The organism is Lysobacter gummosus (assembly GCF_001442805.1).
In the GTDB taxonomy this organism is placed as follows: Bacteria; Pseudomonadota; Gammaproteobacteria; order Xanthomonadales; family Xanthomonadaceae; genus Lysobacter; species Lysobacter gummosus.
In genome coordinates this window covers 2,926,752-2,943,039 of the sequence record NZ_CP011131.1, presented here as the reverse complement: position 1 = coordinate 2,943,039, position 16,288 = coordinate 2,926,752, and the positions used below count along the sequence as shown (strand labels likewise).

Annotated in this window: 12 protein-coding genes; 3 read left to right on the top strand and 9 right to left on the bottom strand. The window is 67.7% G+C overall.

Annotated elements, in window-relative coordinates:
* The first annotated feature begins 301 nt into the window (after positions 1–301).
* Together LG3211_RS11860 and LG3211_RS11855 are read left to right on the top strand one after the other, a co-directional pair.
* A complete protein-coding gene (locus LG3211_RS11860; RefSeq protein WP_328230716.1) occupies positions 302–973 on the top strand; it encodes a response regulator in 672 nt (223 codons plus the stop codon).
* 97 nt (positions 974–1,070) lie between these two features.
* On the top strand, positions 1,071–5,162 hold the full coding sequence (locus LG3211_RS11855) for an ATP-binding protein (protein ID WP_187313177.1): 4,092 nt from the start codon (positions 1,071–1,073) through the stop codon (positions 5,160–5,162).
* Positions 5,163–5,350: 188 nt separating this feature from the next.
* Here LG3211_RS11855 and LG3211_RS11850 read toward each other — a convergent pair whose 3' ends face one another.
* From LG3211_RS11850 to LG3211_RS11820, 7 genes are all read right to left on the bottom strand, one after another.
* Positions 5,351–6,562 (bottom strand): NAD(P)/FAD-dependent oxidoreductase, encoded by a 1,212-nt coding sequence (locus tag LG3211_RS11850; RefSeq protein WP_057943028.1) that lies wholly within the window; start codon positions 6,560–6,562, stop codon positions 5,351–5,353.
* A 92-nt stretch (positions 6,563–6,654) separates the two neighbouring features.
* Complete coding sequence (locus LG3211_RS11845) at positions 6,655–7,089, bottom strand: hypothetical protein (protein WP_057943027.1); 435 nt, start codon at positions 7,087–7,089, stop codon at positions 6,655–6,657.
* A 158-nt stretch (positions 7,090–7,247) separates the two neighbouring features.
* The gene (locus LG3211_RS11840) at positions 7,248–7,970 is read right to left on the bottom strand and encodes a c-type cytochrome (RefSeq protein WP_057943026.1); all 723 of its coding nucleotides are present in this window, start codon (positions 7,968–7,970) and stop codon (positions 7,248–7,250) included.
* A gap of 10 nt (positions 7,971–7,980) precedes the next feature.
* Positions 7,981–9,018 carry a copper resistance protein B gene (locus tag LG3211_RS11835; RefSeq protein WP_057943025.1) on the bottom strand — a complete coding sequence of 346 codons (1,038 nt, stop codon included), beginning with the start codon at positions 9,016–9,018 and terminating at the stop codon, positions 7,981–7,983.
* On the bottom strand, positions 9,015–10,820 hold the full coding sequence (locus LG3211_RS11830) for a copper resistance system multicopper oxidase (RefSeq protein ID WP_057943024.1): 1,806 nt from the start codon (positions 10,818–10,820) through the stop codon (positions 9,015–9,017). Before LG3211_RS11830 ends, LG3211_RS11835 begins: the two co-directional genes overlap by 4 nt.
* Positions 10,821–10,996: 176 nt before the next feature.
* Positions 10,997–11,461: a CopL family metal-binding regulatory protein gene (locus LG3211_RS11825; RefSeq protein WP_057943023.1), complete on the bottom strand. Its 465-nt coding sequence runs from the start codon at positions 11,459–11,461 to the stop codon at positions 10,997–10,999.
* A gap of 138 nt (positions 11,462–11,599) precedes the next feature.
* The gene (locus LG3211_RS11820) at positions 11,600–13,120 is read right to left on the bottom strand and encodes an MBL fold metallo-hydrolase (RefSeq protein WP_057943022.1); all 1,521 of its coding nucleotides are present in this window, start codon (positions 13,118–13,120) and stop codon (positions 11,600–11,602) included.
* A 290-nt stretch (positions 13,121–13,410) separates the two neighbouring features.
* Here LG3211_RS11820 and LG3211_RS11815 point away from each other — a divergent pair, with 290 nt between their 5' ends.
* On the top strand, positions 13,411–14,766 hold the full coding sequence (locus tag LG3211_RS11815) for a glycoside hydrolase family 16 protein (protein WP_083512488.1): 1,356 nt from the start codon (positions 13,411–13,413) through the stop codon (positions 14,764–14,766).
* A gap of 149 nt (positions 14,767–14,915) precedes the next feature.
* Here LG3211_RS11815 and LG3211_RS11810 read toward each other — a convergent pair whose 3' ends face one another.
* Both LG3211_RS11810 and LG3211_RS11805 read right to left on the bottom strand, forming a co-directional pair.
* The gene (locus LG3211_RS11810) at positions 14,916–15,146 is read right to left on the bottom strand and encodes a hypothetical protein (RefSeq protein ID WP_057943021.1); all 231 of its coding nucleotides are present in this window, start codon (positions 15,144–15,146) and stop codon (positions 14,916–14,918) included.
* 252 nt (positions 15,147–15,398) lie between these two features.
* A complete protein-coding gene (locus LG3211_RS11805; protein ID WP_083512487.1) occupies positions 15,399–16,169 on the bottom strand; it encodes an alpha/beta fold hydrolase in 771 nt (256 codons plus the stop codon).
* Positions 16,170–16,288: the final 119 nt, after the last annotated feature.

The window sequence follows — 16,288 nt, the reverse complement described above, 5'->3', positions numbered from 1 at the left end:
GGCGTAGTCGCGACGGCGACGCACATCGCGCCAGGTGGCCAGGCGCAGGTTGCGCCGCGATCGATCCAGCACCGGGCCAGCTCACGGCCCGGTGCTTATTCTTAGAATTCATTTAGTAATTCACTTGCTCGGTTTTCATGCCTTTGCATGGGGTGCGATTGGTTTCAGAGGGAATCAAGCGTTTTTGCAGGCGTTACAATGCCCCGGGTCGAAGCGCGATTGTGTGCTCGCGCTTCGATGCCGCCGTTGCGACTTTGGTCGCACCGGCTAATGGCCCACCCTGTGGTAGTAATGAGCGACAGTGAATCTCCGTATCGACGGCATGAATCTACGCATCGCGCTTTCCGACGATCACCCGGTGGTGCGGGCGGGCGTGCGCGCGCTGTTGGAATCGGCGTCGGCGTTCAACGAAAACTGGCGAGTGGTCGCCGAAGCGGCCAACGCCGACGAATTGCTGACCCTGCTGGCCAGCACGCCGGTGGATCTGCTGATCACCGATTTCTCCATGCCCGGCAGCCGCGCCGGCGACGGCCTGAGTCTGTTGGGACAGATAAAACGCCGTCATCCGCAATTGCCGGTGATCGTGCTGACCATGATCGGCAACGTGCCGGTGCTGCGTTCCATCGCCGATGCCGGAGTCAAGGGCCTGCTCGACAAAGCCGCCGCCGGCACCGAACTGCCGCAGGCGGTGCGCGCGGTGATGCAAGGCCGGCATTACTACGGCGAGGCCCTGCGGCAGATGCTCGACAGCGTGCGCAGCGGCGGCGAGCGCGATGAGGCCGCATTGTCGCCGCGCGAAGCCGAAGTCCTGCGCCTGTTCGCCGCCGGCAGCAGCGTGTCGGAGATCGCCGCGCAACTGCATCGCAGCAAGCAGACCATCAGCCGCCAGAAGACCGATGCCATGACCAAGCTTGGGCTCAAGAACGATCTGGAAATTTACGACTACGCCCGCTCCAAGGGACTGCTTTCCTGAGCCGGCGATGACAGCGGCGAGGGCCATCGACGCGGCGGCGGACACGGGCCCGCGCGTTGGCGCGATGCCGAGACGGGGCTCACGCATGCATCGAGGCGTGTTTCGATGGACGCTGGCGATGGCGTTCGGGCTGGCCGCGTTCGCCGGCCTGGCCAACGAGGCGACCGCGCCGGTGCGGACGGATTCGCCCCAGACCAACGCGGTTACCCGTGCCTTGCCCGACGCCCTGGTCCAGGTCGGGACCGATTCGCAAGACCGGGCGCAAGACACCGGGCCTGCGTCCTCCGGCGCATCTGCCGCGACGATCCCCGATTCCATCGTCGCCACACCCGTCACCGCTCCGGCGCGCACCGGGCCGGTGATCGCGCCGCCCCTGAGCGTGCGCTCCGGTACTGCGGCGTTGCCCAGGCGCGTACGCGTGGCGGTCAGCGATTGGGGAACGATGCCGTTCGACGACTACAACCAGGGCCACCCGCGCGGCTTCAGCGTCGAACTGCTGGAGGAAATCCTGCGTCCGCGTGGCATCGACCTGGAGTACGTGCGCGCGAGCAACACCGAGGACATGCTCAAGTCGCTGTGCGAGGGCCGCGTCGATCTGGCCGTCAACGTACTGATCACCTATGAGCGCAGCCGCTGCCTGTCCTACACCGACCCGATCCTGCAGGTGTCGATGTATGCGGTGAAGCGCAAGGACGATACGCGCCCGCTCACCCAGGACAATCTCAAGCGCATGCGCATGGCGGTCCCGGCGGCGATGATGGAGCACACCCGCAATCGCCAGCGTTATCCGCAAACCGAACTGGTCCCGGTGGCCGACAGCGCCCAGGCTCTGCGCGCGATCGAGGACGACAGGGCCGACGTCTATTTCGAGGCGCCGTACACGCTGGACTGGTATCTGCGCCAAGGCGGTTATCCGCGCCTGGAACTGGTCCCGGGCACGCAGATCCCGCCGTCGATGCAGCAGCCCGACCTGGCCGTGCTGTACGCCGCGCCGCATGCGCAACTGCCGCTGCTGAAACTGATCGACGAGGAAATAAAGCGCGATCCGGCGCGCGTGGACCGGTTGCGCGTGCAGTGGCTGCGCGGCGATTTCGAAAACGCCGATCTCAACGGCGAGCTCACCTCGGCCCAGCGCGAGTGGCTGGGCCGCCTGCCCAAGCTGCGCATGGTGCTGAACGACAACGCCGCGCCGCTGTCGGCGCGCGACAACGACGGCAACCCGGTCGGCATTCTTCCGGACTACGCGCAAATCGTCGAAGACCGGCTCGGCATCCGGTTCCAGCCGGTCAACGCCAACGGCTTCAAGGGCGCGGCCACCGCGCTGACCACCGGCGCCGCCGATCTGGCGGTGATCCCGATCGGCGCCTTGCCCGGCGCGCACTGGATCTACAGCCAGCCGATCGAGCGCATCCCGGTGGTGATCGTGACCGTGCAGGGCGCGGCCAGTCCGATCGGCCTGGAAAGCCTGGGCGGCAAGCGCGTATCGGTCACCCATCTGCATCTGACCGGGCGCGCCGTGCTCAAGGCCGCGCCCGAGGTCAATCTGGTCGGGGTGACCACCGACGCCGAGGGCCTCAAGTTGCTGGCCGCCGGCAAGGTCGATGCGCACGTCGGCAACCTGGTGGTGATCGATCGGCTGATCAACACCCAATACCCCTCCAGCGACCTGCAGGTCACGCCCGCCGGCAGCGACGAGGAACTCGCCTTCGCCGCCGACCGGCGCCTGACGCCGCTGATGACGATCATCGACCAGCAACTGGCGACGGTGCCGCAGGTCGAGCGCCAGCGCATCCACAACCATTGGATCAGCGCCAAGTACAACTACGGCGTGCCCTGGAGCCGGGTCATCGTGATCCTGGGCGTGGCGGTGCTGGTGATCGGCGCGATCGCCGCCGGTTATCTGCGCCTGCGCCACGAATCGCGCCGCCGCGAAGCGGCCGACAGCAAGCTGCGCGAAGTCGCCGGCAATCTGCCCGGGGTGGTGTTCAAGGCCCAGCGCGACAGCGACGGCCGCCTGCGTTTCCCGTATCTGACCGGGCGCCCGGAGCCGCTGTTCGGCATCGACGCGGAAGCCATCGTCGCCGATGCCCGGGCCTTGTTCGCGCGGATTCATCCCGACGATCGCGCCGGCGTGCTCGACGCCATCGCCGCGGCCGAGCAGGCGCGCAGCGAGATCAACGCCGATTTCCGCGTGGCGACCGAGGACGGCTCGATCCGCTGGGTGCGGGTCAACGCATTGCCGCGGCAAACCCAGCCGGGCGAAGACGCCGGTGCCGCCGGCTACACCGGTTACTTCCTCGATGTCACCCACGCCCATGCGCAGGCCGCGGCGCTGGAGGCGGCGAAGGAACTGGCCGAGGCCGCGACCCGGGCCAAGTCGAATTTCCTCGCCACGATGAGCCACGAAATCCGCACGCCGATGGGCGGCATGGTCGGCATGCTCGAACTGCTGGAGCAATCGCGGCTGGACGACGATCAGCACGTGCTGCTCGGGCACATGCACGATTCGGCGCGGGCGTTGCAGGACATCCTCGACGACATCCTCGATGTGTCGAAGATCGAGGCCGGCCATCTGCGTATCGAACATGCACCGCTGCAACCGCGCGTGCTGGCCGATTCGGTGGTCATGCACATCGCCGCGATCTGCCGCAAGAAGGGCCTGCGCCTGGACGCGCGCATCGACGCGGCGGTACAGCGGTTCTACCTGGGCGATGCGATGCGGCTGCGACAGGTGCTGCTGAACCTGCTCGGCAACGCGGTCAAGTTCACCGAGCGCGGCGGCGTGTGGCTGGATATCCGCCTGGAACCGGGCGCGGCGCAGGATCGCGCGGGCAATGCCGGCGCGCTGTTGCGGATCGAAGCCGGCGATACCGGCATCGGCATGGACCCGGAGCAGGTCGCGCGCGTGTTCGAACCCTTTCATCAGGCCGACGACAGCACCTCGCGCCGTTTCGGCGGCACCGGCCTGGGCCTGTCGATCTGCCGCAGCCTGGTGGAACTGATGGGCGGGGCGATCCACATCGACAGCGCGGTGGGCGAGGGCACGCGGGTGATCGCCACGGTGCCGCTGGGGCTGTTCGACGCGCCCGGCGCGGACAACGCCGGCCTGCGCGTCGCGGTCACGCTCGATGATGCGCGCCGCGCCGATGCATTGCGTCAGCTGCTGTTGGCGCTGGGGCACGAGCCGGTCGGCAGCGACGCGCCCGCCGAACTGTGGTTCGACGACGGCGATGCCGCGAACACGGTGCGCGTGGTGCGAATGCCGGGCACGTCCGCCGCGGCCGACTACGTCATCGACGCCAATCCCCTGCTGCATCTGCATGTGGTGCGCGCCTGCGCCTGGGCGCGCGATCCTTCCGGCGAGGGCCAGAGCGAGCGCGACTACACCGCGCCGGCGGCGGTGCGGCACGACGCGCGCATCCTGGTGGTCGAGGACAACGCGGTGAATCGCGAACTGATCCGGCGGCAACTGCTGCAACTGGGCTACGGCTGCGATCTGTGCAACGACGGCCGCTCGGCCCTGGCCGCGTTGCAGCACGGCGGCTACGATCTGCTGCTGACCGATTGCCAGATGCCGTTGATGGACGGCTACACGCTCACGCGCGAAATCCGCGCCTGCGAACGCGAACGCGAACGCGGCGGGCTGCGCCTGCCGATCGTGGCCATCACCGCCAGCGCATTGCCGGAGCAGGTCGACCTGTGCCGCGCCGCCGGCATGGACGCTTATCTGACCAAGCCGGTGCATCTGGCGGAATTGCGCGAGACGCTGCAACGTTGGATACCGGCGCAGTCGCGCTCGCACGACGCGGCCGGAGTCGCCGCCCAGCCGCAAACCGATGCACCCGCGTTGACCGCTGCGTTTCCGCAGGTGTACGCGCAGGAATTGACCGCAGCATTCCCGCCGGCCCTGCATGCGGTGCTGCCCCTGCTGCTGCGCGAACTGCCGCACGACCAGGAGCGGCTGGCGCAGGCGCTCGCCAGCGGCAGCGGCGCGGCGGTCGCGGCGGCGGTCCATCGCGTGGTCGGCAGTGTCGCTTTGTACGACGCCGAGATCGCGCGTGCCGGTCAGCAATTGGAAGCCCGATTGTTGAGTCAGCCGCTGCCGGAATTGCTGGGCGAAGCCGACGCCTTCGCCGAGCGGCTGCAAGGGCTTCGCGAGCGTTTGCAGCAGGCGATCGGGCCGGGTTGAGCCGGACCCTCGGCACGTGTCCGGCACGCGCTTGCGGAGCTGGGTAGAGGCCGTCGCGATCTGAGCGAAAGGCATCGGGCCTGAAAGGCCCTCCCACAAAAAACTTCGGAGCCACGAGGCCTGTGGTGAGAGAGCCTTTCAGACCCGATGCTCTTGGCTCAGCTCACCGCGCAATCTGCATGCCGGCATTACTTCAGCCGCTCGAACGAGAACAGATTCGCCAACGGATGCTTGCGCCGCTGGATGCGCGCACGCAGCAGGCCAGCACCGATCATGCTGTAGGTGATGCCGTTACCGCCGTAGGCCATCGCGAACTGCACCCGGGGCCCATGCTGCGGATGCGGGCCGAACCAGGGCAAACCGTCGGCGGTTTCGGCGAAGGTGCCGGCCCAGGCGAAGGCCGGTTGCAGTTCCAGCCGCGGCAAACGCTCGCCGACCTTGCGCACGAGTTTCTTCGCCCGCGACTCGACCCGGCGATCGCGCCTGGCCGGAATGTCGATGGCGTCGTCGCAGCCGCCGACCACCAGCCGGCCGTCGCCGGTGCTGCGCATGTACAGGTACGGACGCGCCGATTCCCACACCATGGTGTCTTTCAGCGCCTGCAATTCCGCGGCCGGCAACGGATCGGTGACGAAGGCGTAGCTGCTGCGGTTGCGCGCCAGGCGCCGATCGATCCACTGCTGTCCGGCATAACCGGCGGCGACCACGACGTGCTCGGCGCGCACGCGCACGCCATCGCTGCTGATCAGCTCGACCGAGCGCGATCCCGCCTGCATTCGTTCGATGCGGCTGCGATCGAACACCTGCGCGCCGCGTTTGCGCAGTCGCGCCAGCAGCCGCAGGCTCATCCGGTACGGGTCCACCGACGCCGCGCATTCGCTGAGGATCGCGCCGGGCGCGCGCAGGCCGTAGTCCGACGCCAGCGCCTCGGCGTCGAGCCAGCGCAGGCGCAGGCCGTGGCGGGCGCGCAGCGCCGCTTCCTCGCGCAGCACCGCCACGTGAGCGGGCTTGCTGGCGTAGTACAGGCTGGATTGATCGCGGAAATCGACATCGCGCAGGTCGCGCGCGACGGTGCGCAGATCGCCGATGGCCTGTGCACAGGCCAGATAGGCCCGAGCCGCCAAGGTCTCGCCGTAGCGCGCGCACAGGTCGATCAGGTGGGTGTCGATCTCATACTGCAGCAGCGCCGTGCTGGCCGCGGTGCTGCCCCAGCCGGCGTCGCGTTGCTCGATCACCGCCACCTGGAACCCGTGCGCGGCCAGTTCGTCGGCGATCAGCGCGCCGCTGATGCCGCCGCCGATCACCGCCACCTCGCAGCGCAGATCCTGCTGCAGGCGCGGGAACGCGTGCATCAGGCCGTTGCGGATCGCCCAGAACGGGTATCCGCTTTTCAGGTCCACGGGCAGCGGGGCAGGCGAGGCATGCGCCTAGCAAAGCCGGCGCGGTGTAATCGCAAGGTGATTGCGCGGCGCGGCGAGCGGCGCTGAATGAGTCAGTGCCGGACTTCGCTGCCGCCCTGGACGACGTTGAGGGCCGGCACCGGGTCGATCGCCAGCTCTTTCTCCAGTTCCAGCTGGAACTGTTCGAAACTCAGGCCGCGCTCGGCCACTTCGCTCTGCGCGGCGATGCGCAGCGCGCTGGAACAGCCCAGGCTGACCTCGCGGCCTTCGTTGCGGTGCATGGTCGCGGCGCGTTCGAGCAGGGCCAGCACCCGTGCCGCGCTGTCGGAGCCGCCGACGATGCGGCCGCCCAGGCCCAGGGTCCATTCGCCCTCGCGGCGGACGATGCCGCCGAGCAGGCGGCCCTGGGCGTCGCGCAGTTCCGCGTGCGGCTCGATGCGGGTGCCGGCGATCGGCAGCGGCGTGTTGCGGGCCTTGGCGAGTTTGCGTTTCTTGGCGTCGCGGCGGGCCTTGGAATTGATCGACATGGTGCTTCCTCGGCTGTGCCGGTACGTTCTGCGGCCATCATAACGTGTCGGCCGGCGCGCCCAAACCGCCGCCGGGACGTGTTCATCATAGCCACGGGAACGGTCGGAACCTCGCCGCCGCCGCGCCCGGCGAGCGGCCGGGCGCGGCGGCGTGCGGGTCAATGGCCGTGCGCGTGTCCGTGTTCACGGTTCCGCGGCGACTCGGCCGGTTTGGCGCCCGGCGGCGGGGCCGCTTCGTGACCGTGGTCCGCTGCAGGCTGCGCGGGGGCGTCGTGTTCGCCGTGCGGATGCGGCGGCTGGCCCGGCGCGTCCGACGGCATCGTCGCGTGACGATCGTCGTCGCCGGTTTCGCCGCCGCCGTGCGAATGCCCGCCGCTGCGCGCGACCAGATCGCGGTATTGCGCCGCGTCCAGCGCGGGCAACCTGCCCAGGAACGCGACCAGGTCCCAGATGTGTTCATCGCCCATGCTCGCGCCCCAGGCCGGCATGCCGGAGGCCTTGATCCCATGCTTGATGGTCCAGAACGCGGCGGCCGCATCCACCTGCCGCGCGGACAGATTCGGCGGCGCCGGATACAGCCCTCGCGACAACTCGCTGGGGGCCATGCCCGGAGCCAGATGGCAGCCCGCGCACATGGCCTGGTAGTTGCCCGCGCCGTTGCGGATGCGGGCTTCGTCGTCGAGCGCGGGCACGCTCAGCTGCATCGCGCGCATCGCCACCGATCGCTCGCGTGCGAGCTCCAGCACGGCGTACACCGGCCTGGTATGCGGCGCATCCGCGCCGACGTCGTACACGCCCCACCACAACGCGCCCGCCACCAGGCCGAGCGCCGCCAGCGTCGCGGCGCTCAGCCGCAACGTTCCTCGTATCGTCTTGTTCATTACGACCTCGTCAGAACCAAACCCGTAGGCCCGCGACCACGCGGGTGTCGTCGATGTCCTCGCCGTCGGCGCGGCGGTAATCCGCCGTGCCGCCGAACGCGCGCTCGCGGCTGATGCCGACATAGGGCGCGAACCGCCGCGTGAACTCGTAGCGCAGACGCAAGCCGGCTTCGACCGTGCTCAGGCCCGAGCCGATGCCGCGGCGCGGATCGTCGCTGCCGAACAGGTCGACCTCGATCAGAGGCTGCAGGATCAACCGGTTGGTCAGCAGCAATTCGTACTCGGCTTCGAAGTTCAGGGCGCTGCGACCGGAGTCGCCGACGTAGGCGGTCGCGGCGATCTCGAACTTGTACGGCGACATGCCCTGCACGCCGATCGCGGCCCAGCTTTGCGACTGTCGCGGCAGGAAATCGTGCCTGGCGCCGACCACCACGTCCCACCACGGCGAGATCGCACGGCCGTACAGCACTTCCAGGTCGGCCGATTCGGTGTGTCCGCGTTCGCGTTCGCCCTCGCTGCGCAGCCACAGCCGGTCGGTGTCGTTGCCGATCCAGCCCTGCGCTTCCCAGGCTTGCGCGCTGCCGTGATCGACGTCGGCCGCTTCCAGGCGGTTGAACAGCAGATAGTGATTAAGCTCGGAGGCGTGCTGCATGTGACGCGACAACGGCGGAAACGCCGCGGCGCGATCGGCTTCGGTCGGCGTGGGGATGGGTTCGCGCGGCTCGCTCGGCGCGTCGGGCCTGGCGGCCGGCTTCATGCCGCTGTGATCCATGCCGCTGTGGTCCATGTTGCCCTGATCCATGCCGGAATGATCCATGCCGGAGTGATCGGTCGCGGCCTGATCCTGCTTCGGCGCGGGCATGGCCGAATGATCCATCTTCGAGTGATCCATCTTCGAATGATCGACCGGCTTGGAGGCATCGGCCTTCCGGCTCTGCGCCTGCATCGCCGCATGATCGTGGCTTTGCGCCTGCGCGGCGCCGGCCACGGACAGCCCCAACGCGAGCGCCGTGCCTGCGAAACTAGAAATGCGCGCGGTCGTCTTCATTCCTCGACCCTCACTTCGCGCATCATCCCGGCTTCCATGTGGTAGAGCAGATGGCAGTGATAGGCCCAGCGGCCGAGCGCGTCGGCGCGCACGCGGTAGCTGCGGCGCGTTCCCGGCGGCATGTCGATGGTGTGCTTGCGCACCTGGAACTGGCCTTGTTCGTTTTCCAGATCGCTCCACAGGCCGTGCAGATGGATCGGGTGGGTCATCATGGTGTCGTTGACCAGCACGATGCGCAGGCGTTCGCCGTAGGTCAGCCGGATCGGCTCGGCGCCCATGAATTTCTGCCCGTCGAAGGACCAGGCGAATTTCTCCATATGCCCGGTCAGATGCAGCTCGATCTCGCGGCCGGGTTCGCGGCCGTCGGGATCGTCGAACAGGCTGCGCAGATCGCTGTAGGTCAGCACCTTGCGGCCGTTGTCGCGCAGGCCTATGCCGGGATCGTCGAGCTTGGCCGAAGTGGTCATCGCGCGCATGTCGATCAGGCGCGGGTCGCCTTGCGCCGGAGCCTTGCCCATCGCGCCGTGATCCATGCCGGCCATGTCGCCGGCCATGGCGGGCGCGGAATGATCCATGCCGGCCATGCCCATGTTCGCGCCGCAGCCGCCTTCCATGCCTTTCATCTTCGACATGTCGTGGCCGCCGCTCATGCCGCCGTGACCCATGTCGTCCATCGTCATCAGCGGTCGCGGATCGTTGCGCGGCACGTCCGCCTGCAAGCCTTCGCGCACCGCCAGGGTGCCGCGCACGTAACCGGTGCGGGCGTTGTCCTGGGCGAAGATCATGTACGCGTCCTGGCCCGAGGGTTCGACCAATACGTCGAAGGTTTCCGCCACCGCGATGCGGAACTCATCGACGCTGACCGGATGGATGTACTGCCCGTCGGCCGCCACCACGGTCATCTTCAGCCCTGGAATGCGCACGTCGAAGTAGGTCATCGCCGAGCCGTTGATGAAACGCAGCAGGACTTTCTCGCCGGGCCGGAACAGGCCGGTCCAGTTGCCCGCCGGGGTGACGCCGTTGAGCAGATAGGTGTAGGTGTGGGCGTTGACGTCGGACAGATCGGTCGGGGTCATGCGCATGCGGCCCCATTCGCCGCGGTCGCGCAGCGTCTGCGCCAGCCCGCGTTCGCGCGCGTCGCGCATGAAATCGCCGACGGTGCGCTTGTAGTAGTTGTCGTAGCTGGACATCTTCTTCAGCCGGCGGAACAGCGCGGCCGGATCGACATCGGTCCAATCCGACAGCAGCAGCACGTGCTCGCGGTCGTAGTGGTAGGGCGCCGGCTCGCGCGGATCGATCACTATCGCGCCGTACAAGCCGGCCTGTTCCTGGAACAGCGAATGGCTGTGATACCAGTAAGTGCCCGACTGGCCAACGTGGAATCGATAGACGTAGCTCTCGCCCGGATGGATGCCGTCGAAGCTCAGCCCCGGCACGCCGTCCATGTTGGCCGGCAGGATCAACCCGTGCCAATGGATCGAACCCATGCCTTCGCGCAGGCGGTTGGCGACGCGCAAGGTCACCGTGTCGCCTTCGCGCCAGCGCAGGATCGGCGCGGGCAGGCTGCCGTTGACGGTGATGGCCGGACGCGTGCGGCCGGTGAAATTCACCGTGGCCTCGCCGATCGACAGATCGAACTGGTTGCCGCTGAGCACGCGCGGAGACTGCGCCAGGGCAGGGGAGGCATGCACGCCGCGCCACAGGCCGCTGCCGGCGACCGCGCCGCCGGCGGCGAGGCCGGCGACGAAACGGCGCCGTCCGGCATCGGCGGGTTCGCCGTTGTTGGAAAAAAATCGGTTCATCAGAATCTTCCTATGGGGAAGAGTCGCGATCAGTCTCGCGATGCGCGCGGGCCGGCGCAAGGCCGCGATAGCGGCGATGGGCCCGCGCGAACGAACGATTCAGCCACGCCGGCATCGCGATTACGCGCGACACAGACCCGTCGAACCGTGCAGCCGGGACGAACCCGGCGCGGCGATCAGGCGATCGGAGGCCGTATCGGCAGGCTCAGCACGCCGCTGGGCGCGGCGGCCTCGCGCGGCAGCGCGAGCGGAGCGTTGGACAGCTGCGGCGGCGCCGGCAGCTCGATGCGCACGATCGCCACCGCCTGCAGACAGTCGCATTGGCAACGGAACTTGCCGCAGCAGTCGTCGCCGTGCTGGTTGGGATCGGGAGAATTCGGATCGGGTTTGGCCGGTTGCGGATCGGAGCCGCCCGCGCCGTGATGCATCGCCATCGGGACTGGCCCGTCGTGCATCATCGCCGCCATGCCCGCGCCGTCGTGGCATTCCGCGCTGTCCGCGACCTGCGCCGATGCGACCGCCTTGGGCTTGCCCATGAACATCGCATGCCCGCCGCCGACCGACATCGCCGCCGCCGCGTAGCCGTTCAGGCTCAGCGCGACGATCAGCAGCAAGCGCAGCAGTAGCGAGGGATAGGTCATGGGGCGCCGGTTCGAGTGCGGCCAAGAATGGTGCACGTCGGCGACAGTTTCAAGCATTCGCGCGTGCTTGAGGTTAAGCGTTCGTGAGATCGCGGCGTCGGCATCGTGGGAAGGTTGCGGCGCGAACGCAGGCCGCACTCACTCGGCGACATCGCCGTATTCGGTGTAAACGACCCGCTGCACACGCAGCCCGCCGATCCGGTCGCGCTTATGCAACTCGCCGCTCGGCGTGGCGATCTTGCCGTCGCGCACCACCGCCTGATCCTCGGCCGCCGCATCCGCGCCGCGTGCGCCCGACACCTGCACGATCTGGTCCATGTCCGGCGGACCTTCCAGGCGATGGGCCAGGAAGCGCTCGCCGGCGCGGCCGAAACCGATCCATTGCGCCGGCTGCGGCTTGCGCCCGGGCTCGAAGCGGCGGAAATGCACGATCCGGCGCACGCCGACTTCGATGTTGGAGGCGATCGGCGTGCCGCCGCGCTCGAAGTGGCCGCGGTACAGATCGGCCTTGAAATGGCCGTCGGGGCGGATGGTTTCCGGCAGCACCCATTGCGCGGTCGGCGCCAGGGTGTAGTACTCGCCCGGATGCGCCTTGGCGTCGGCGCGGTAAGTCCGCAGCGCGACGTCGGGCAGCGCGGCTTCGAAGATCAGCTGATAGTTGTGCGGCCGGTGGAACATCGGCAGATGCGACAGATACACCGCCTCGACGCCGACCACCAGCATGCCGTGGGTATTGGGCTTGTCGGCGAATTCGTCCGGCTGGGCGATGCGGGCGAAGGCGAAATCCGCGCCGCCGTGCTCCTGCACGAAATCGCCGAGGCCTTCGACCGTGCGCTGCCACTGCGCCAGTTGCTTCGCGCTCAGCGACAGCGCGTGTTCGTCGGGCTGATTGGCGCTGCCCAGGGGATACAACTGCCCGGGCGTGGCGCCCATTTCGATATGAGCGCCGAGCACGTGGTCGATCCGGTGCGTGCGCGCGAACTCGGCCAGACGCCGTGCGCTGGCGCGATAGGCCTGCCAGTCGCGCACGGTCAGCAGTCCGGGATAGAGGCTGTCGCCGCTGAGCAAGGTCGCGCTGCCGGCGTCGTAGATCGCGATATGCGCCGGCTCGTGTCCGGGCAGCGGCACTACGGTGAGCGCGCGATGGCCGAGATCGAACTGCGCCCGACCCTCGGGCCAGCGATCGAGCCCGAAGAACGCCGCTACCTGCGCCGGCTCGATGCCGACGATGCGGGTATCGGCGCGGTCGCGAAATTGCGCGTCGCCGTGGACGTGATCGCGATGGCCGTGGCTGTGCGCGATCACCAACGGCAGCGAGCTCAACCCATGCTCGCGTTGCCACTGCGCCAGCAGACGGTCGACGGTGGCGCGCAGCGGCAGCGCGCCGCCGGCCGCGGGCTCGGCGCCGGTATCGAGGAGCAGGGCGCGCTGATTTCCGGCGATCAAATACATGAACGGCGCTTCGAAGTTGCTCGCCTTGGACTGGCGCAACACCCACAGCCCGGGCGCCGCCTGCTGCACCTGCAGGCTCGGTTCGCCGACGGCGCCGTGGATCCAGCGTTGCGGCAGATCCAGCGCCGGCGCCGGCAGCGCGACGGCGAACAGCAGGGCGATCAGCAGCGATGCCGGCGACAGCCAGCGGCGAATGGGCAGGTTCATGAAGACGGCGAGGGCGATGGGAGCGCGATTATCCGCCACCGGCGCGGCTTTGCGGGCATCGGCTGCTGTTCGCAAGCCGTGCTGTCGTGCAACACGCTTGCGTCTCGCGCCTGCGCGGACTACCAACCAGCCCACATCGGGAATGTGAAGCCGGCCCCGCAAAAAACACATGCCGCATGACAGAGATTGACAGCGCTGTCATGCGAATCCAGTTTCGGCCGCGAACCTGTCGCCGGGCCGTCTTCCGACGCCGGCGCACAGGCCGACCCCTCGCAAGCCGGAGCTGTCCAATGAACGTCTCACGCGCTTACACGCTCGCTGCCGCCGCTTTGATCGCCGGCGGCAGCCTGATGGTTTCATCCGATGCTTCCGCCCAGACCCTGGTGTGGGAAGACAACTTCAACGGCCCGTCGATCGACGGCAACAAATGGATCTACGACGTCGGCGACGGCTGCCAGCTGGGCATCTGCGGCTGGGGCAACAGCGAATTGCAGTACTACACCAGCCGTCCGGAAAACGCGCGCATCGAAAACGGCAATCTGGTCATCGAAGCGCGGCGCGAGAACTTCGGCAGCCGCGTGTTCACCTCGGCGCGCCTGAAGACCGAAGGCCGCATGCATTTCAAGTACGGCACGCTGGAAGCGCGGATCAAGGTGCCCGACCTGCGCAACGGCCTGTGGCCGGCGTACTGGATGCTCGGCACGATCGGCAACTGGCCGGCGCGCGGCGAGATCGATCTGCTGGAAATGGGCTCGGCCGCGGCGATCGCCGCCGGCGTGACCAACCGCCGCGTCGGCGCGGCCGTGCATTGGGACTATAACGGCTCGCAGGCCGACTACGGCCTGGACTACAACAGCGCCAGCGACCTCAACGGCGGTTTCCACACCTATCGCATGAGCTGGGACCCGCAGTTCATCCGCGTGTCCATCGACGGCCAGCAGTACCTCGAATTCGCCATCTCCAACATCGAGGGCGCCTCGCTGCATGAGTTCCACCAGCAGTATTACGTGTTGCTCAATCTTGCGGTGGGTGGTAGCTACACCGGGGTGATGAGCAACAACGCGATCACCGCGCCGCTGCCGGGCAAGATGGAGATCGATTACATCCGCCTGTACCAGAACCCGGGCAGCGAGCTGTACACCGGCGCCAATCCGCCCAGCGGCAAGTTCGGCGTCTACACCGAGCGCGCCGACATGAACGCCCGCCTGAACTACAACGGCGACGCCAATCTGTGGCTGTGGAACAACCTCACGCCGATTTCCGCGTCCGCGTTCGAAGGCAATCAGCTGATGGCCTACCGCGCCAACGCCGGCGCCTGGTACGGCCTGGGCGTGGCCTTGAACGGCTACAAGAACATGAGCTTGTTCGGCAACGGCCGCTTGAAGTTCCATATGCGCACGACTACGCCGTCGACCTTCAAGATCGGCATCAACAGTTCCTTCGGCGACAGCTGGCTCGATTTCGTCAACGGAGGCCAGCAATACGGACTGGTGCGCGACGGCAACTGGCATGAGGTCAGCATTCCGTTCAGCGCCTTCCACGATCTGGATCTGCGCGCGGTGAAACAGATGTTCATGGTCGTATCGGATCCGCCGGCGGCCAATGTCGACGTGCTGATCGACAATGTGTACTACCAGGACAACTGAGAGCACGCTCGCGCATTGTGATGTTGCAGGCTCGATACGCTCATCCGGCGATCAGCGGTGAGCCTGCGTGAGGCAAAGCAAAGCGCCGACCTGGAAATCCAGGTCGGCGCGGCGTCGCGCGAAATCGTCCGTTGGACGATTCAGAACGTTCAGGGCAGAACGATGCCGCGGCTGTCGTCTTCGCCGACCACGCCGCTGTCCACGCCGTTGCTGTTCCATACGATGTACAGATACTTGCGCTCGCCCGGCGCCGGATCGCCATAATCGCCGTTGTTGGCCCAGAACTCGCGCTGCTTGTTCGCGTATTGCTGCGAGACCTTGCTGGTGACGTCGTTGGTGCTGTTCCAAACGCCGTAACCGGCGTAGCTGATGGTAGCCATGATCGTGTCCTCACTGATGAGACGACGCTCGCCCGCATGGAGAGTCCTGGCGGGCCGCTCGCCGGTGTCGTCCTGACCGGCGGTCAAGCACAGCGTCCACGAAGGCGAGGGCGGCGACCTTTCGGAAACCTTACGGTTGATGCGGATCGGCCGAAGTCGCGCAACAGCGACCGCCGCGTTCCGGGCGCGGTGTTGCGCGCACGCAACACCGCGACGAGCCGCCGTGCGCCGCCCGTGCGCGGCGACAGCGCTTTACTTCTTGGCGTTCGCGGCCTGCTCGATGATCTTCGCGACCACATCGGGCCGCGAGACATAGATCGCATGGCTGCCCGGCGCCTCGACCACGGTCGCGCCGGCGCGTTTGGCCATCGTCTGCTGGACCGGCGGCGGGATCATGCGGTCGTCGTTGGCGACCAGATACCAGCTCGGCTTGGACTTCCACGCCGGCACGGTGACCTTGCCGCCGGCGGCTTCCAGGCCCCACGGTACCTGCGAGGCGGCCATGAATTCGGCGTCTTCCTTCGGCAGATCGGCGGCGAAGGATGCGGCGAACTTCGCCGGGTCCAGGCGCAGGAACCCATCCTTCGGCGGCACGATCGGCGGAACCGGCGCGCCCGGGGCCGGGTTGGCGGTCAGCGACAGCACCGACTCGCCCGCTTCCGGAGCGAAGGCTGCGATGTAGACCAGGCGCTCCACCTTCGGATCGGTTCCGGCTTCGGAAATCACTGCGCCGCCGTACGAGTGTCCGACCAACACCACCGGCCCGTCCTGCCGGGCGATGACGCGCTTGGTGAACGCAACATCGTCGGCGAAGGTAATCGTCGGCTGCTGCACGATGCTGACCTTGTAGCCGTCCTTGGTCAGACGGTTGTAGACGCGCTGCCAGCCGGAGCCGTCGGCGAAAGCGCCGTGCACCAGTACGATGTTCTTGACGCCCTTCGGCGCCTCGGGCTTGGCGGCATAAGCGGAGGAGGCCACGGACAGAGCGGCGGCCGCGGCGAGGGCGAGAGTCGTGAGTTTCATGGGAGTCTCCTGGAGTAAGTAGTGTGTGGAGCGGACCTTGGGTGGGGCAGGCGGGTGGGGTGAACCAACCTGGGACATAGCTTCGGCCCGCCTCATCGCGCGCACCATCGGTTGAATGA